We start from the raw sequence: 16,676 nt of genomic DNA, 5'->3' as shown, positions 1-16,676 counted from the left end.
GTCGTGAGCCGGCCCACCTCGTGTCGCGAGTTGGCCGGCCTCGTGTCGCGGGGTCCTGGAACGGACCGGCGGCATCGCCGGTACCTCGCTCAGATCCGCATCGGCCGGTCCCTCGGGGACACCGGTGCCGGAAGCCGCGACTCGCCCATGAGGTAGCGGTCGACGGCCGCGGCCACCGCCCGCCCCTCCGCGATCGCCCACACGATCAGCGACTGCCCGCGCGCCGCGTCCCCGGCCGCGAACACCCCGGGGACGTTGGTCGCGTAGCCGTCGTCCCGGGCGATCGTGCCGCGCGGTTCGAGCGCCAGCCCCAACTGATCGACCAGCCCGTCCTCCCGGTCGGGTCCGGAGAAGCCCAACGCCAGCAGCACCAGGTCGGCCGGGAGCGAGCGCTCGGTCCCAGCCAGGGGCATCCGCTGCTCGTCCACCCCCACGAGCCGCAGCGCGCGCACCTGCCCGTCCGCGTCACCGGTGAAGCGGAGCGTGGACGCCGCGAACAGCCGCGCGTCCGCGTCCGCCGCCGGCGCGGTCCGCAGGTCCCGCGCCTCCTCGTGCGCGGCCGACATGCGGTAGACCTTCGGATACGTCGGCCACGGCTCGGTGTCCTCGTCCCGCTCGGCACCCGGCTGCGCGTAGATGTCCAGCTGGGTGACGGACGCGGCCCCCTCCCGCACCGCCGTGCCCAGACAGTCCGCCCCGGTGTCTCCACCGCCCACGACCACGACATGCCGGCCGGCGGCGGACAGCGGCGAGACCGGCAGATCCCCCTCTCCCACCCGGTTGGCCAGCGGCAGATACTCCATCGCCTGGTGTATCCCTTTCAACTCCCGGCCCACCACCGGAAGTTCCCGCCACGCCGTGGCACCCGTCGCGATCACCACCGCGTCGTACCGCGTCCGCAACTCGTCCGCCGGCACGTCCCGCCCGACCGCTGTCGACGGACGGAACTTCGTCCCCTCCGCCCGCATCTGCTCGATCCGCCGCTCCAGATGCCGCTTCTCCATCTTGAACGCGGGGATGCCGTACCTCATCAGCCCGCCGAGCCGGTCGTCCTTCTCGAACACGGCGACCGTGTGCCCGGCCCGGGTCAGCTGCTGCGCCGCCGCCAGCCCGGTGGGCCCGGAGCCGATCACGGCGACCGTCCGGCCCGACAGCCGCTCGGGAGGGCGTGGCGGGGTGAAGCCCTCCTCCCACGCCCGGTCCGCGATCGCACATTCGACGTTCTTGATCGTGACCGCCGGCTGGTTGATCGCCAGCACACATCCCGCCTCGCACGGCGCCGGGCACAGCCGGCCGGTGAACTCCGGGAAGTTGTTCGTGGCGTGCAGCCGGTCGCTCGCCGCCCGCCAGTCCGCCCGCGCGACCAGGTCGTTCCACTCGGGGATGAGATTGCCCAGCGGACACGCCTCGTGGCAGAACGGCACCCCGCAGTCCATGCAGCGGTCGGCCTGCTTGCTGATGATCGGCAGCAGCGCGCCCGGGACATACACCTCGTCCCAGTCCCGCGCCCGCTCCTCCACGGGCCGCCGCGGCCACTCCTGGCGCGGCGTGCTCATGAACCCCTTGGGATCGGCCATGGTCGTCTTCCTCGCGTACGGGCGCCGAAGGCGCCGGACGGACGACGGGGCCGTGCGTCGTCGGGCGGCACTCCTGCGGCCCACGATACGTCCGCACCGACCACCTCGCAGGACGTCCCACAGCGCTTTCCGCAAGGTGGTGCCACGGTCTGAGCAGCCGGCCGGGGCCGCCGGCGCCAGACGGACGCCGGCCCGTACGGTGGCCGCCTCCGGAACACCCGCGGCCGACCGGGCCGGCCTGTCGCCGCACGGCACATCCGTCACCAGAGTGCGCCCGCCCGACCCGACCGAACCCCCCACGCTGCCCACCACCGGCCCCGCCCCGACAGAACATCCCGGCCACCGGCCCGGTCCCGTGGATTCCCAGGCCGACCAGGCCGACGAAGTCGACCGCGCCGATCAGGCCGACGAAGCCGATCAGGCCGAAGTGCAGCCTGCTGATCATCTCCCCCATCTCCATCTCGATCTCCCCGCTCCCCTCCTCCCGATCCTCACGACCGCCATTCCCTCCCGCCCCCTCGCCTCAGCCCACGCCCTCTCCTGCCTCCCGCCACGCCAGCAACACGCTTTCCACCGCCGGGGCGATCCGCCGCCGCGCCTCCCAACGCGGCACCCCGCTCATCAGCAACCGGTCGTACGGTGTGTCCGCGTGCCGTACCCCCGCCACGACCGCCGAGGTCACCGCGCCTTCGGACAACGCCCGCCCGGCCGCACTACGCCCCACCCGCCCGCTGCCCCGCACAGACGCGTGCCCGGCGATCGCCAGGGCCCGGCCGTCCGGACAGCCCGGGAACAGCCGGCGGATCTCCGCGGCGAACGCCGCCTTGAACCGCTCGTCCTCCACCAACCGGCGCCGCGCGTCCCGAGCCCGCCGCCGGCGCCTGGCCTCGGCGTCCGCCAGACAGCGCTGCTCGGCCCGGACCAGAGCCGCCTCCTCCACGAGCACGCCCTGCCGTTCGTACCGGCTGCCGCGCCGGTTGAACCGCACGACCACCACCGACAGCCCGCTCTCCTCTCGTGACCTGCGAGTGAGTGCCGTGTCGCCACGCGGCAGGAACACCAGGTGCCCGAGGTCGGCACAGTCCAGACAACGCGGCGCCCCGTCCTCCAGCACCAGCAGCGACAACGGACCGCGCCGGCAAGCCGCACACCGTTTGCGCCTCATGGGCTGTACGGCCACGAGCCGACCGGGGGAGCGAGGAGCCGAGGGAAGCGCCATACCCGGTACCTTCCCCGTCACCACCCCCGCCTCCCACGCTCGGGCTTCGCAAATCCCCTCCTCTCACCGCAAGTTGAACACCGACACCCGCGTGCGAAGCCGCACCGGAGCCTCGCTCTCGTCCACCGCCGCCACCGCGAGATCGGCATACGACAACCGCACCTCACCGATACCGGCCCAGCCCTGCCGGTGGCCGGGACACCATCCCCGGATCGGTCGTCCGCCGGTACCGGGCCACTCCCGCCGGTCACCGCCGCGCCGCCGGCGCCGCCCACCGGCCGGTCGCCACTTCGATCGGCACCCGAGTCCGGCCACCCCCTCCGCCGCTCAAGGTGGGATAGCCCCCGCTCCCGTCCGGCACCCGCTCACCGCCGACGCGGTACCGTCCCGTGCGGCGGCCGCCGTGCTCCAGGTATCCGGCGGGGGTGAGCATCACCCGGTCGACCGGGCCGTCCCCGCGCTCCCGCAGCCGCCGCAGCCCGGCCGTGTGCGCCAGCGCGAAGGGCCGGATCTCCGCCGGGAACGCAACCGGTCGTCCATCACCAATCGTCCATCACGGGCCGGCCGTTCGTGCCGCGGCGGTTCGCTCCCAGCCCACCACGACCAGCCGGTGCCCCCGGTCGCCGCCAGCCCGCCGGGCAGTGCGTCGGCCGCCTTCACGAAGAACGCGGGGTCGAGCGTGTCGAATCCCTGCTCCGGCCCGCTGAACGGCGAGACGGCATGCACTGTCTCACCTCTCTTGGTCGCACCCCGATCCCCCTCCTTACCGCCACCCGCGCCTGGAGCGACATGCATCTGCGCGCCCTGCTCTCGCCCCGCCGGTCGGTCGACTGCCCCGCCTGACCGTCAGCCCCGCGCCACGGCGGCCGCCCGCACCGGCCACTCGGGCCACCCGGCATCATGGTCCCTGTGCGACTCGAAGCGATCACCTGGGACCGGCTCGCCGAACTCCTCGCCGACCGTCTGACCGGCCTGGAGCCGGCCGACGGGGGTTCTTGGCCGCGCGTCGCCTTCGACGGGGCACCGGCCGGCCGCCCCGGAGACCTCGCCGAGTTGGTCGGGGAGGCGCTGCGGGTGCGCGGCCGTCCCTCGCTCGTCGTCGGTGCCGAGGGTTTCCTGCGTCCCAACTCGCTGCGCCTGGAACACGGGCGGCGGGACGCGGAGTCGTACTACGGCGGATGGTTCGACACCGGCGCCCTGTGGCGCGAGGTCTTCGCCCCGCTCGACCCCGGAGGCAGCGGGCGCATCCTGCCCGACCTGTGGGACCCGGCCACCGACCGGGCGACCCGCAGCTCCTACGTCACACTCCCGCCCGGCGGCATCCTGCTGCTCCACGGCCCCCTCCTGCTCCGCCACTGGTTCCCCTTCGATCTGACCGTCCACGTCCTCCTTTCTCCGGGCGCCTTGCGCCGCCGTACTCCCGAGGCCGAGCACTGGACGCTCCCCGCCTTCGAACGCTACGAGTCCGAGACGGACCCGGCCGCGGCGGCGGACGTGCTGGTCCGAGCCGACGACCCGCGCCACCCCGCCTGGGTCGGCTGAGAGACCGCCGGCGAAGCGGTGCTCCGCCGACCACCGTCAGACGCCGACACGTCGGCGAGAACGGCGCTCCGTCAGAGCCACCCGTTGCGCCGGAAGCCCCGGTACAGGGCCACGCAGATCCCTGCCATCAGGGTCATGATCAGCGGGTAGCCGAACCGCCAGCGCAGCTCCGGCATGTGGTCGAAGTTCATGCCGTAGACCCCGCACACCATGGTCGGCACGGCGATCACCGCCGCCCAGGCCGTGATCTTCCGCATGTCCTCGTTCTGCGCGACGGTCACCTGCGCGAGATGCGCCTGCAGGATCGAGTTGAGCAGTTCGTCGAACGCGGCGATCTGCTCCTTCGCCCGAATCAGATGGTCGAGCACATCCCGGAAGTAGGCCTGTATCTCCGGGTCCACGACCCGGATGGGCCGGGTCGCCAGATCCTCCACCGGACGGCCGAGCGGCACCACCGCCCGCTTCAGCTCCAGCAGCTCACGCTTCATCTGGTAGATGCGGCCCGGATCGAGCCGTGCGCCGTTCTCCGAGAACACCTCCGTCTCGACCTGGTCGATGTCGGCCTGCACGGCGTCCGTGACGCTCAGGTACTCGTCCACGACATGGTCGGCGATCGCGTGCAGCACCGCCGCCGGCCCCTTGGCGAGCTGCCGCGGATCAGACTCCAGCTCCTCGCGCAGCGGCCCCAGCGAGCCATGCCGCCCGTGGCGCACCGTGATCACGAAGTCCTCACCGACGAACACCATGATCTCGCCGGTGTCCACCACCTCGCTGGTCGCCGTCAGTTGTTCGTGCTCGACGTAGCAGACCGTCTTGAACACCGCGAAGAGCGTGTTCCCGTAGTGCTCCAGCTTCGGACGCTGATGCGCCTCGACCGCGTTCTCCACCGCCAGCGGATGCAGGTCGAACAGCTCCGCGATGTCCGCGAACTCGGCGTCCGTCGGCTCGTGCAGACCGAGCCAGACGAACCCGTCGCCGCGCTTGCGCACCAGTCGCACGGCATCCACCAGGTCGGCGCACTCCGGTACGCGCTCCCCGTCCTGGTACATCACGCAGTTCACCACCGACGAGCCCAGCGGCGACCTGGCGGGATGGCTCAGGTCCACGCGCGGCCGACGCCGTGCCAGCCGTGCCACCCTGCGCAGGCCGCCTACCCTGCTCAACCCCGTGACCTTCCGCAGGTTTCCTGCCATGGACATCTGGATCTCCTCGCGTGGATCTCCCCGCTCACCGCTTCCGCGCCTTGCCCCGCAAGCATGCCAGCCGAGCGGCCGACGCGGAAAAGCCTGTGGGAACAGCGCGTTCCGCTTTGTTCCCGCCTGTGGACGGAGCATGCCGAGGGGGCGAGACCGGCGATGACTGGGATGATCACGCACATGACGCCGTCCGACGGGTATCTCCTCGACAACCAGCAGAGCGAGGCGGGCAGGCGCTTCGACGCCTTCGCCACCCTCTTCGATCCCACGACCTTCCGGCACATCGAGGGGCTCGGCATCGAACCCGGATGGCGCTGCTGGGAGGTGGGGGCGGGCGGCACCTCCGTGGTGTCGTGGCTCGCGACGCGGGTCGGCCCGGCCGGGCGGATCGTCGCCACCGACATCGACACCTCGCGGCTCACCCCCGCGGCGCGCCCACCGGTGGACGTCCGCGTCCACGACGTGGGCGTCGAGGAGCCACCGGGGGAGGGCTTCGACCTGGTCCACGCCCGGCTCGTTCTGGTCCATGTCCCGGACCGGGAGCGCGCCTTGCGGTCCATGATCCAGGCGCTGCGGCCCGGCGGACGGCTGCTGATCGAGGACGCCGACCCCGCCCTGCAGCCGCTGATCTGCCCCGACGAACACGGCCCCGAGCAGCGGCTCGCCAACCGGCTGCGTCAGGGCTTCCGTTCCCTGCTCGCCGAGCGCGGCGCCGATCTGGCGTACGGCCGCAAGCTGCCGCGGCTGCTCCGTGACGCCGGTCTGCGGGACGTGCGGGCCGATGCCTACTTCCCGGTGACCTCACCCGCCTGCACCGCCCTGGAGGCCGCCACGGTCCGTCAGATCCGCGAGCGGCTGGTCACCGCGGGGCTTGCCACCGACGAGGAGATCGACCAGCACCTCGCCAACGTCGAGGGCGGTGGGATGGACCTGGCCACCGCACCGATGATCTCCGCATGGGGCAGGAGGGAGTAGCCGGCACTCGGGCAGGGACCCGACGCGGCAGGAGCCGGTGTCGGTCACCGTCCCCGTCAGCCCGCCTCGCCCCCGTGCGCGCCGCGACCGGTGACGGCACGTCAGGCATACGCGTCCGTACGCGGCCCCCGGTCTCAGCCACCACCGTCTTCCCTGGGCGGTCTCCCGCCCTCTCGCCGCACCGCATCGGCCCCCGCCCGGCACCCCTGTGCCGCCGCCTCCCGCGGCTCCGCGCCTGCGACCAGGGCCGCGAGGAACGCGCCGGTGAAGGCGTCACCGGCGCCGGTGGTGTCCCGCGGCGCCGCCAGCGGGGCCGGCACCCGGGCGTCCACGGCACCGCGGCGCGCCACCAGTGCCCCGTCCGCCCCCGCCTTGGCGACCACCAGCGGCACGAGACGGCTCAGCTTCGCCGCCGCGTCCGCCGGATCCGGCAGTCCCGTGAGCAGACACGCCTCGTCCCGGCTGGGCACGAGCACGTCGAGTCCCTCCGCGAACGCGAGAAAGCGGTCCACGCCCCACTCCGCCAGGAAGCCCGCCGACGCGGGGTCGAGGCTGACCGGCACAGCCCGCGCGCGGGCCGCCGCGAGCGCCGTCTCGGCGAGTGCGCGGCTCGACTCGGAGAACAGCAGATAGCCCGACAAATGCAACCGGGCCACGCCGTCCAGCAACCCGTCCGACCAGTCGCCGGGCTCCAGCCGTAACGACGCCCCGCTGTCCGACAGGAACGTCCGCTCGGCCGCCGCGCCCGTGTCCACCAGGCAGACCACCGTCCCGGTCGCCGCCTCGGGGTCGACGATCAGCCGGGGCCGCACCCCGGCCGCCACCAGCTCGCGCTCGTGCCACGCGGCCGAGTCCGCGCCGACCCGGCCCAGCAGCCGTACGTCCGCGCACCCGGTGTACGCCGCCCAGCACGCCACGTTGGCGCCTGCGCCGCCCGGCAGCGTCCGGATCACGGCGGCCGTGTCGGTGCCGGCCGCGAGCGGCCCCCGGTGCCGGGCGACCACATCCGTGACCACGTCCCCGACGACCAGCAGCGCACCGCCGTGCCGCCCGGCGGTCACTCCTCGGTCCACGCGGCGGCGATCCGCGCCGCCAGCCGTACGTTGCCCCGCACGGCCGCCAGGTTGGCGCTCAGGGACGCGCCGTCCGTGTGCCGGACCAGATGGTCCAGCAGGAACGGCGTGACCGCCTGCCCGGTGACGCCCTGCTCCGCGCAGGCGGCGACCGCGTCGGCGAGCACGCGCGCGTGCAGTTCGGGATCGAGCTGTTCCGCCTCCGGCACGGGGTTGGCCACGATCAGCGCCGACTCCGGCGCGCCCAGCGCGTCCTGGGCCCGCATGACCTCGGCGACCTGCTCCGGTGTGCTCAGTGTCCAGTCGACCGGGTGACCCGAGTCGGCCAGGTAGAACCCGGGGAAGCGGTCCGTGCCGTACCCGGCGACGGTCACGCCCAGCGTCTCCAGGCGTTGCAGTGTCGCGGGGACGTCCAGGATCGACTTCACGCCCGCGCACACCACCGTGATCCGCGTGTGCGCCAGCAGCCCCAGGTCGGCCGACTCGTCCTGTGTGACCGTCCACTCCCGGTGGACGCCGCCCAGCCCGCCGGTCGCGAACACCCGCACGCCGGCCAGCGCGGCCAGCTGCGCTGTCGCGGACACCGTCGTCGCTCCGCTGGCCCCCGTCGCCACGGCCGGCGGCAGATCACGGTGGCCCAGCTTGCGGATGCCCTCGTCATTCGCGATCCGCTCCAGCTGTGCCTTGTCCAGGCCGACCCGGGGACGTCCGTCCAGAACGGCCACGGTCGCCGGGACCGCGCCTTCCCGCCGCACGGTCTCCTCCAGCTCCGACGCCACCCGCAGATTGCGCGGGCGGGGCAGGCCGTGCGCGATGATCGTGGACTCCAGGGCCACCACCGGCCGCCGCGCGTCGATCGCCTCCCGGACTTCTTCCGACACCACCAGCACCACGCAGGCCTCCCGTCCGACGGTCCTTCCTCATCTCTGGCGGGTGCGGGGCGCCGCTAAACGCTTGCGGCCTGTGCGGCCCGCCACCAGCCTGGAGCCATGACGAGCACACGCCTCGACCACGTCGTCCTGTGGGTGGCCGATCCCGTCGCCGCCGCCGGTTTCTACGCGGAGGCCGTCGGTCTCGAACCTCTACGGGTCGCCGAGTTCGCCGCGGGCAAGGTGAGCTTCCCGTCCGTCCGGGTCAACGAGGAGACGATCCTGGACCTCGCCCCGCACGACTTCGCCGGCCACATGCGGATGGTCCCCGGCTCGGCCGACAGCGCGGGCCATCCCGTCAACCACGTGTGCCTCGCCCTGCCCGCCGATGCCTTCGACGCCCTGCGCGCGAGGCTGGCGGAGCACGGTGTCCCGCTGAGCGACATCGGACACGACTCGTTCGGCGCCCGCGGCGAGGCCGTCCGCAACTTCTACTTCCGGGACCCCGACGGCAACGTCTTCGAGGCCCGGCACTACGACACCTAGACGCCCCTGAAGGTCAGAACAGCGGCTCGGGAAGCACGCCCTCCAGCGCGAGCAGTTTGCGTTTGGTCTCCAGGCCGCCGCCGAACCCTCCGATCCCGCCGTCGCTCTCGACCACCCGGTGGCAGGGCACCACGAGCGGCAGCGGGTTGGCACCCATCGCCGCGCCCACAGCCTGCGCCCCGCCGGGCTGCCCGACCCGGCCGGCCAGCTCGCCGTACCCCACGACGTTTCCGTACGGCACCCCGGTGGCCAGTTCGCGCAGCACCTGCCGGTTGAATCCGGAGATCAGCGACCAGTCCAGCGGCAGATCGAAGTCGCTGCGCTCGCCGGCGAAGTAGGCCCGGAGCTGCCGTATCGCCTCGGCCAGCAGCGGCGCACCCGGGTCCTCCAGCGGGGCACCGCCCAGCCGGGCCGTCAGCCGCTCCAGGGCGCGGTCGCGCACCGCGTCCGTGGCGTGGAAGACCACGTTGACCAGGCCGTCGCGTGTCGCCGCCAGCATCAGCGGGCCGATGTCGCTGTCCACGACGGCCCACACGACCCGCTGCTCATCCTGCCCGAGGCTGTCCATGCGCCCACGGTACGGCCCGGCACTGACAACGCCGCCGGCTCAGCCCGAGCCCAGCGCCGCCCGCACCACGTCGGGCTTGTTGGTGATGACCCCGTCGACCTTGTAACCGTCGACCTTGCGAGCGGTGGCCGCGTCGTTCACCGTCCACGCGAAGACCCCGAGCGGCCTGCCGTGCGGCCCGTCGACGGCGTGCACCGCCGCGACGTAGCGCAGGGAGATCGTGTCGTAGGAGGGGTTCACGAGGTCGATGAAGCGAGCGTAGTCGTGCAACTGCGACAGGGAGGGCGTACCGAGGTAGGCGGTGGTGAGCGCGGGTTTCAGTTCGTGCACCGTCCGCACGCTGTCGGCGCTGAAGCTCTGCACGACGAGCCTGCCGAGGTGGCCGCGGCCCAGCCAGCCCTCGTTGCCCAGCAGCTTGAGGATCTGCTGTTCGATGCCCGGGTACAGCTCCGGGTTCTTGATCTCCAGGACGAGGCTCTCGTGATTGTGTTCGACTCGGCGCATGTACTGCTCCAGTGTCGGCACGCGCGTGCCCGCGTAAACGGGTGCGAACCAGCTGCCCGCGTCCAGGCGGGCGATCTCGGCCGCGGTGAAGTCCTTCACCTTCCACGGCGCCCGGCCGGGGAAGACGTCCTCCACGTTCGTCGTGCGCTCCAGACTGTCGTCGTGGATGACGACCAGCTCGCCGTCCTTGGTGCGCTGGACGTCGTTCTCCACCCAGGTGAAGCCCAGCCGGGCCGCCTTGTCGATCGAGGCGAGCGTGTTCTCGGGAGCGTAGGCGGAGGCACCCCGGTGGGCGACCACGGTGGGGGTGCGGATCTCGCCGGCCCGGGCGCCGGAGGTCGGGCTCAGCAGCGTCAGCGCCGCCCCCAGGACCGCCGCGGCCGTGGCGGCCATCACGCGCGCGTGCATGCAGACTCCTCACGTCGAGCGAATACCGACAGCACCAGACTGACAGCACCGGGTCATCGGCACCCGGCGCGCGACGGGCACAGGATGCGTGCGGTCACCCAACTCCGCTCACCAATGCCCCACAACTGCGGCAAGGCCGTGTTTCTTTGCCGGAAAGTCGTTCGACCATTCCGGTGGAGGTCATACTTTCTGCCACAACCCTGACCGCCGCGCGGTCCTGGGACGGGGCGAACGGCAGGGATTCCGGGACGCGAAGAGCGGAAGGGCGGCCGCGAATGCGGGGCACGGTCGACGGATTCGGCTACGGGGCCGCCACCCCGTTGGTGGCCTGTGTGATGGCCTGCCTGGGAAGCGCCCTGGGACTGCGCTGCATCGCCCGCTCCCGACTGGCCGGACCCGCCCGCAGGCCGGTGTGGCTGGCCCTCGGCGCCGCCGCGATCGGCTCCTGCACATGGACGACGCACTTCGTCGCGATGACGGGCTTCGGGATCCAGGAAACCCGGATCGACTACGACGGGCCGATGACCGGTGCGAGCCTCGCCGTCGCCGTCGTCATGGCCGGCGTCGGGGTCTTCATCGTGGGCTACCGGGGCGCCACCGGCACCGCCCTGGTCACCGGCGGCACGGTCACCGGGCTCGGCATCGCCTCGATGCACTACCTCGGCATGGCCGGCATGCACTTCCACGGCCGGTTCGCGTACAACACACTCGTCGTCACCGCGTCCGTCGCCATAGCGGTCGTGGCGGCCACCGCCGCCCTGTGGGCCGCCGCACGCGCGCGGGGCTTCCGGGGAAACCTCGGGGCGAGCCTGGTCATGGCCCTCGCGGTCAGCGGCATGCACTACACCGGCATGGCCGCCCTCAGCGTCCGGCTCGACGGCCCCGCCCACGCCGCCGGCGGCCCGGAGGCGTCCGTACTCGCACCGATGCTGATCGGCCCGCTCGCCTTCCTGCTCCTGCTGGCCGTGGCCGTGATCTTCGATCCGCTGATGATCACCGGCCGTCCGGCCGCAGCACCGGCCCGGCCCGAAGCCGGCGTCCCGGCCGTCGCGCCGTCCACCGGCCGCCGTCCTGTCCCCCGCCGGCGCCGCGCCCCGGCCGGGCGGCCCGAGCGCCACAGCTCCCGGACCTGGTAGAACCGCTGGTCCGGGCCCGTTGTCAGTGCGGGGTCGTACGGTTGATGTCATGCGGCCCGTTTCCCACATCGAACGCACGGTGGCGCCCTTCGAGGTCGTCAGCCCCTACCAGCCCAGCGGCGACCAGCCGACGGCCATCCTCGACCTGGCCAAACGCATCGAGGCCGGTGAGGAAGACGTCGTCCTGCTGGGCGCGACCGGCACCGGAAAGTCCGCCACCACCGCGTGGATGATCGAGAAACTCCAGCGCCCCACCCTGGTGATGGCGCCGAACAAGACACTGGCCGCCCAGCTGGCCAACGAGTTCCGGGAACTGCTCCCGAACAACGCGGTCGAGTACTTCGTCTCGTACTACGACTACTACCAGCCCGAGGCCTACGTCCCGCAGTCGGACACCTACATCGAGAAGGACTCCTCGATCAACGAGGAGGTCGAGCGCCTGCGCCACTCCGCGACGAACTCGCTGCTCACCCGCCGTGACGTGGTCGTGGTGGCCTCGGTGTCCTGCATCTACGGCCTTGGTACGCCGCAGGAGTACGTGGACCGCATGGTCCCCCTGCGCGTCGGCGACGAGATCGACCGGGACGAGATGCTGCGCCGCTTCGTCGACATCCAGTACACGCGCAACGACATGGCGTTCACTCGCGGCACCTTCCGGGTGCGCGGCGACACCATCGAGATCTTCCCGGTCTACGAGGAGCTGGCCGTCCGCATCGAGATGTTCGGCGACGAGATCGAAGCGCTCTCCACCCTGCACCCGGTCACCGGCGAGATCATCAGCGACGACGAACATCTGTACGTCTTCCCCGCCTCCCACTACGTCGCCGGTCCCGAACGCATGGAGCGGGCCGTCAACGACATCGAGAAGGAACTGGGGGAGCGCCTGGCCGAGCTGGAGAAGCAGGGCAAACTCCTGGAGGCGCAGCGCCTGCGGATGCGCACCACGTACGACATCGAGATGCTCCGCCAGATCGGCACCTGCTCGGGCGTGGAGAACTACTCGATGCACTTCGACGGCCGTCTGCCCGGCTCCCCGCCCAACACCCTGCTGGACTACTTCCCGGACGACTTCCTCCTCGTCATCGACGAGTCGCACGTCACCGTCCCCCAGATCGGTGCCATGTACGAGGGCGACGCCTCCCGCAAGCGCACCCTCGTGGACCACGGGTTCCGGCTGCCCTCAGCACTGGACAACCGTCCGCTGAAGTGGGAGGAGTTCCAGGAGCGCATCGGGCAGACCGTCTACCTCTCGGCCACCCCGGGCGCGTACGAGCTGTCGCGCTCCGACGGTGTCGTGGAGCAGATCATCCGCCCGACCGGCCTGGTCGACCCCGAGGTCGTGGTCAAGCCCACCGAGGGCCAGATCGACGACCTGGTGCACGAGATCCGGCAGCGCACCGAGAAGGACGAGCGTGTCCTGGTCACGACGCTGACCAAGAAGATGGCCGAAGACCTCACGGACTACTTCCTGGAGCTGGGCATCCAGGTGCGCTATCTGCACAGCGACGTCGACACCCTGCGCCGTATCGAGCTGCTGCGCGAACTGCGTGCCGGTGAATACGACGTCCTGGTCGGCATCAACCTCCTGCGGGAGGGCCTCGACCTGCCCGAGGTGTCCCTCGTGGCGATCCTGGACGCGGACAAGGAGGGCTTCCTGCGCTCCGGCACCTCGCTGATCCAGACCATCGGCCGCGCGGCGCGCAACGTCTCCGGCCAGGTCCACATGTACGCCGACAAGATCACCCCGGCGATGGAGAAGGCGATCGACGAGACCAACCGCCGCCGGGAGAAGCAGATCGCCTACAACACCGCCAACGGCATCGACCCGCAGCCGCTGCGTAAGAAGATCAACGACATCGTCGCGCAGATCGCCCGCGAGGAGGTCGACACCGAACAACTCCTCGGCTCCGGGTATCGCAAGACGAAGGACGGCAAGGGCGCCAAGGCCCCCGTTCCCGCCCTCGGTGACAAGGCGGCCAAGGGTGCGAAGGCCGGCAAGGCCGCCAAGGACAAGGCGGTGCCGACGGACCGTCCGGCGGCTGAACTCGCGGAGCAGATCGAGCAGATGACCGAGCGCATGCGCGCTGCCGCGGCGGAGCTGCAGTTCGAGGTCGCCGCCCGGCTGCGCGACGAGGTCTCGGAGATGAAGAAGGAACTGCGCCAGATGCGCGAGGCGGGCATCGCCTGACCCGCCCGTCACCACGCCGAATCCCGGTGCAGCCGCCGAGTGTTGCAACACCGACACAAAGCGCGGACCGGGGTTCGGCATGGTCGGCGCGCCTGCGTAGGGTTCTTGGCAACCGCGCGACGCGCGGCAACAGGGGATGTCGAGAGGGGAACCAGCCGTGTCCGTGAACTTGACCAAGGGTCAGGCCATCAGCCTGGAGAAGAAGGACGGGGGCACCCTGACCGCGGTCCGCATGGGGCTCGGCTGGCAGGCGGCCAAGCGGCGCGGCCTGTTCGGCTCCCGTACGCGTGAGATCGACCTGGACGCCTCGGCCGTCCTGTTCGCCGAGAAGCAGCCGGTCGACGTGGTCTTCTTCCGTCACCTGGTGAGCGACGACGGCTCCGTGCGCCACACCGGCGACAACCTCGTGGGCGGCGTCGGCCAGGGCGGCGACGACGAGGCGATCCTGGTGGACCTGCAGCGCGTGCCGGTCCACATCGACCAGATCGTCTTCACCGTCAACTCCTTCACCGGCCAGACCTTCCAGGAGGTGGAGAACGCCTTCTGCCGTCTCGTGGACGAGACCAACGGCCAGGAGCTGGCCCGCTACACACTGGCCGGCGGCGGCGCCTACACCGCCCAGATCATGGCCAAGGTGCACCGCGTGGGCTCCAGCTGGACCATGACCGCCCTCGGTACCCCGTCCAACGGCCGTACCTTCCAGGACCTGATGCCGACGATCCTGCCGCACCTGTAGGACCGGAACCCCGGGACGCGTCCTCCAGCGAAGGGCGGGCCCATGACAACACGACACAGGGGGCGACGGCGATGACGGCCGAGCTGGTGCGGGGGCAGAACCATCCGCTGTCCCGGACCCGGCTGACGATCCGGATCTCGGCCGGAGTCCCGGTCCTGGCCGGAGCCACGCTCGGCGACGAGAACGGCACCGTCCACGGCACCCGTTGGGTGGCTCGTCCCGGCGCCCCCGTGCCGCCCGGCGTCGAGGTGTCCCAGGAGGCCGCCCCCGAACACCGGCTCGCCGTCGACCTGGCCGCCGTACCCGAGTCCGTACACCGCGTCGACGTGTTCCTCGCCCTGCCCACCGGCACCGCGGGGCCGTCACGGTTCGGCGCCGCGCCCGCCCCGCACACCGCGGTCGAGGACCGCGACGGCACCGAACTGGTCGGCTACACCCTGACCGGTCTGGACGGCGAGTCTGCCGTGATCGCCCTGGAGCTGTACCGGCGGCAGGGAGCGTGGAAGGTACGCGCGATGGGCCAGGGCTACTCGGGCGGCCTCCCGGCGCTCTTCGCCGACCAGGGACTGACGGAGGCGGCCGAACTGGCGGCGTCCCTCCAGCAGACGGCGGCCCCGACCCCGACCCGCGCCATGCCCGCGCCCTCCTCCGCGGCGGCACCCCAGGACGCCTCCGCACCCGGCACGGCCGAGCAGACGCCCTCGTACGACCCGCAGCGCCTCGCCTCCGACCGGGGCACACAGTCCCCGGTGCCCGACCATGGTGCGCAGTCCCCTACACCCGACCACGGAGCCCGGAACCCCTACGACGGGCCGGCACCCGCAGCCGAGCCCGCTCCGCGGGGACTCGGCGGCCCGATCGACTACGCCCACCCCCGCCGGCACAGTGCCCCGCCCCCACCGCCCTCCGCCGCACCGGTGGACGACGGGCAGCCCGCCCTGCCCGTCGCGGGCGACGCCGTGGGCTGGTCGATGGACGAGCGGCTGTACAACCAGGTGTGGGGCATGTTCGAGGACCTGGCCCGGACCACGGCCGCGTACCGCAGCGCCGTCGACTTCGCCGACTCCCGCCTGGAGAAGGAGGTCGACCAGGCGCTCGCCGACCCCCGGGCGCGGCTCGGCACCTCGGGAGACATCGCTCGGGATGCCGCGTACGCCCGCCGTACCGAGCTGGTCGATCAGGCGCGCGCCGTCCTCGACCGCGACCTGGCCCAGCTGACCGCCGAGGCGGAGGTGGTCGAACCGGCGCTTCCGCCCGCGTACGCCGGCTGGGAAAGCCCTGTCTGGCACGGCTACCGGGTGCCCGCCGAGCAGCCGCTCGCCGTGCGCCTCGGGGTTCTCCATCTGCCCGAGAGCGGGCTCCTGCGCATTCCGTTGCTGGTGAGGCTGCCGCTGGAGCGTGGCCTGTGGATCGACAGCGGCGTCACGGAGGCGCCGGACGACACCGTCCGGGACTCCGCCGAGCTGCGTCGTCTGGCCGTGGAGACGGCCGTCACGATCGCCGCCCGGCTGCTGGCCGTACACCCGCCGGGAGAGTTCGCCGTGCACGTCGTCGACCCGGCCGGCGCCGGGGCGGGCGCGCTCACGCCGTTGACGGGGGCGGGGATGCTCGCCGCCGCGCCGGCGACCGGCGCGGCGGGCGTGACGGACCTGCTGGAGCGGCTCACCCGCCGGGTGGACCTGGTGCAGATGGCGGTACGCGGCGGCGCCGAGGCGTCGCTGCCGGCGGACGTCGACACGGCGCGGCAGCTGCTGATCGTGAACGACTTCCCGCACGGATTCGACGAGCGCGCGGTGACCCGGCTGCGCTATCTCGCCGACGAGGGTCCGGCGGTCGGCGTGCATCTGCTGCTGGTCGCGGACCGGCAGGACGCCGCCGCCTACGGTCCCCTGCTGGACCCGCTGTGGCGTTCGCTGATGCGACTCACCCCGGTGCCCGACGACCACATCGCCGATCCCTGGGTGGGGCATGCGTGGACATACGAGCCGTCGCCGGTGCCGCCCGGGAGCCAGATCGTCCGGCAGGTGCTGGCCGAGGTGGCGAGAGCACGGCCCAAGGACAGGTAAAAGCCCTCTGAACTGGCACTTTGGTCTTTACTTTACTTTTCTCTTTACCTTCCCTTGGGGATTGGGGTACTCT

14 protein-coding genes are annotated in these 16,676 nt (G+C 72.1%); 7 read left to right on the top strand and 7 right to left on the bottom strand.

Annotated elements, in window-relative coordinates; all coding sequences use genetic code 11:
- Positions 1-89: 89 nt before the first annotated feature.
- Positions 90-1,577: a glutamate synthase subunit beta gene (locus tag NX794_RS19180; RefSeq protein ID WP_258779798.1), complete on the bottom strand. Its 1,488-nt coding sequence runs from the start codon at positions 1,575-1,577 to the stop codon at positions 90-92.
- 523 nt (positions 1,578-2,100) lie between these two features.
- Positions 2,101-2,796 carry a DUF2293 domain-containing protein gene (locus tag NX794_RS19175; protein WP_258779797.1) on the bottom strand — a complete coding sequence of 232 codons (696 nt, stop codon included), beginning with the start codon at positions 2,794-2,796 and terminating at the stop codon, positions 2,101-2,103.
- A gap of 909 nt (positions 2,797-3,705) precedes the next feature.
- Between NX794_RS19175 and NX794_RS19170 the strand changes: the two genes are divergently transcribed.
- A complete protein-coding gene (locus tag NX794_RS19170) occupies positions 3,706-4,338 on the top strand; it encodes a nucleoside/nucleotide kinase family protein (protein ID WP_258779796.1) in 633 nt (210 codons plus the stop codon).
- A gap of 71 nt (positions 4,339-4,409) precedes the next feature.
- On the opposite strand, the gene NX794_RS19165 is transcribed toward NX794_RS19170, so the two are convergent.
- Positions 4,410-5,537 (bottom strand): magnesium and cobalt transport protein CorA, encoded by a 1,128-nt coding sequence (locus tag NX794_RS19165; protein WP_258779795.1) that lies wholly within the window; start codon positions 5,535-5,537, stop codon positions 4,410-4,412.
- Positions 5,538-5,714: 177 nt separating this feature from the next.
- Between NX794_RS19165 and NX794_RS19160 the strand changes: the two genes are divergently transcribed.
- Complete coding sequence (locus NX794_RS19160; RefSeq protein WP_258779794.1) at positions 5,715-6,509, top strand: methyltransferase domain-containing protein; 795 nt, start codon at positions 5,715-5,717, stop codon at positions 6,507-6,509.
- Between the two features lie 134 nt (positions 6,510-6,643).
- Here NX794_RS19160 and NX794_RS19155 read toward each other — a convergent pair whose 3' ends face one another.
- Together NX794_RS19155 and NX794_RS19150 are read right to left on the bottom strand one after the other, a co-directional pair.
- A complete protein-coding gene (locus NX794_RS19155; protein ID WP_258779793.1) occupies positions 6,644-7,582 on the bottom strand; it encodes a carbohydrate kinase family protein in 939 nt (312 codons plus the stop codon).
- Positions 7,567-8,475 (bottom strand): pseudouridine-5'-phosphate glycosidase, encoded by a 909-nt coding sequence (locus NX794_RS19150; protein ID WP_258779792.1) that lies wholly within the window; start codon positions 8,473-8,475, stop codon positions 7,567-7,569. The genes NX794_RS19155 and NX794_RS19150 overlap by 16 nt, the downstream gene beginning before the upstream one ends.
- A gap of 96 nt (positions 8,476-8,571) precedes the next feature.
- On the opposite strand from NX794_RS19150, the gene NX794_RS19145 reads away from it, so the two are divergent.
- Positions 8,572-8,997, top strand: coding sequence for a VOC family protein (locus NX794_RS19145; RefSeq protein ID WP_258779791.1), 426 nt, complete (start codon positions 8,572-8,574; stop codon positions 8,995-8,997).
- Between the two features lie 13 nt (positions 8,998-9,010).
- On the opposite strand, the gene NX794_RS19140 is transcribed toward NX794_RS19145, so the two are convergent.
- Positions 9,011-9,565 carry a methylated-DNA--[protein]-cysteine S-methyltransferase gene (locus tag NX794_RS19140; RefSeq protein WP_258779790.1) on the bottom strand — a complete coding sequence of 185 codons (555 nt, stop codon included), beginning with the start codon at positions 9,563-9,565 and terminating at the stop codon, positions 9,011-9,013.
- A gap of 39 nt (positions 9,566-9,604) precedes the next feature.
- The gene (locus NX794_RS19135) at positions 9,605-10,477 is read right to left on the bottom strand and encodes a glycerophosphodiester phosphodiesterase (RefSeq protein ID WP_258779789.1); all 873 of its coding nucleotides are present in this window, start codon (positions 10,475-10,477) and stop codon (positions 9,605-9,607) included.
- A 275-nt stretch (positions 10,478-10,752) separates the two neighbouring features.
- On the opposite strand from NX794_RS19135, the gene NX794_RS19130 reads away from it, so the two are divergent.
- The 4 genes from NX794_RS19130 to NX794_RS19115 all read left to right on the top strand — a co-directional run bounded on the left by NX794_RS19130 (position 10,753) and on the right by NX794_RS19115 (position 16,603).
- Positions 10,753-11,613, top strand: coding sequence for an MHYT domain-containing protein (locus NX794_RS19130; protein WP_258779788.1), 861 nt, complete (start codon positions 10,753-10,755; stop codon positions 11,611-11,613).
- A 49-nt stretch (positions 11,614-11,662) separates the two neighbouring features.
- Positions 11,663-13,801 carry an excinuclease ABC subunit UvrB gene (uvrB, locus tag NX794_RS19125; protein ID WP_258779787.1) on the top strand — a complete coding sequence of 713 codons (2,139 nt, stop codon included), beginning with the start codon at positions 11,663-11,665 and terminating at the stop codon, positions 13,799-13,801.
- 157 nt (positions 13,802-13,958) lie between these two features.
- A complete protein-coding gene (locus tag NX794_RS19120) occupies positions 13,959-14,537 on the top strand; it encodes a TerD family protein (RefSeq protein WP_258779786.1) in 579 nt (192 codons plus the stop codon).
- Positions 14,538-14,608: 71 nt separating this feature from the next.
- Entirely contained in the window at positions 14,609-16,603 is a 1,995-nt protein-coding gene (locus NX794_RS19115; RefSeq protein WP_258779785.1) for a TerD family protein, read from the top strand.
- Positions 16,604-16,676 lie beyond the last annotated feature (73 nt).

This window comes from Streptomyces pyxinicus, from assembly GCF_024753135.1.
GTDB classification, from domain to species: domain Bacteria; phylum Actinomycetota; class Actinomycetes; order Streptomycetales; family Streptomycetaceae; genus Streptomyces; species Streptomyces pyxinicus.
The sequence above is the reverse complement of the archived record's forward strand: the minus strand, read 5'-3'. Positions and strand labels throughout refer to the sequence as shown.

Excerpts from the sequence above, each read along its gene's own strand:
- NX794_RS19180 (WP_258779798.1), bottom strand. The coding sequence starts at position 1,577 with ATGGCCGATCCCAAGGGGTTCATGAGCACGCCGCGCCAGGAGTGGCCG.
- NX794_RS19175 (WP_258779797.1), bottom strand. The coding sequence starts at position 2,796 with ATGGCGCTTCCCTCGGCTCCTCGCTCCCCCGGTCGGCTCGTGGCCGTA.
- NX794_RS19165 (WP_258779795.1), bottom strand. The coding sequence starts at position 5,537 with ATGTCCATGGCAGGAAACCTGCGGAAGGTCACGGGGTTGAGCAGGGTA.
- NX794_RS19160 (WP_258779794.1), top strand. The coding sequence starts at position 5,715 with ATGACGCCGTCCGACGGGTATCTCCTCGACAACCAGCAGAGCGAGGCG.
- NX794_RS19145 (WP_258779791.1), top strand. The coding sequence starts at position 8,572 with ATGACGAGCACACGCCTCGACCACGTCGTCCTGTGGGTGGCCGATCCC.
- NX794_RS19140 (WP_258779790.1), bottom strand. The coding sequence starts at position 9,565 with ATGGACAGCCTCGGGCAGGATGAGCAGCGGGTCGTGTGGGCCGTCGTG.
- NX794_RS19135 (WP_258779789.1), bottom strand. The coding sequence starts at position 10,477 with ATGCACGCGCGCGTGATGGCCGCCACGGCCGCGGCGGTCCTGGGGGCG.
- NX794_RS19130 (WP_258779788.1), top strand. The coding sequence starts at position 10,753 with ATGCGGGGCACGGTCGACGGATTCGGCTACGGGGCCGCCACCCCGTTG.
- uvrB (WP_258779787.1), top strand. The coding sequence starts at position 11,663 with ATGCGGCCCGTTTCCCACATCGAACGCACGGTGGCGCCCTTCGAGGTC.
- NX794_RS19115 (WP_258779785.1), top strand. The coding sequence starts at position 14,609 with ATGACGGCCGAGCTGGTGCGGGGGCAGAACCATCCGCTGTCCCGGACC.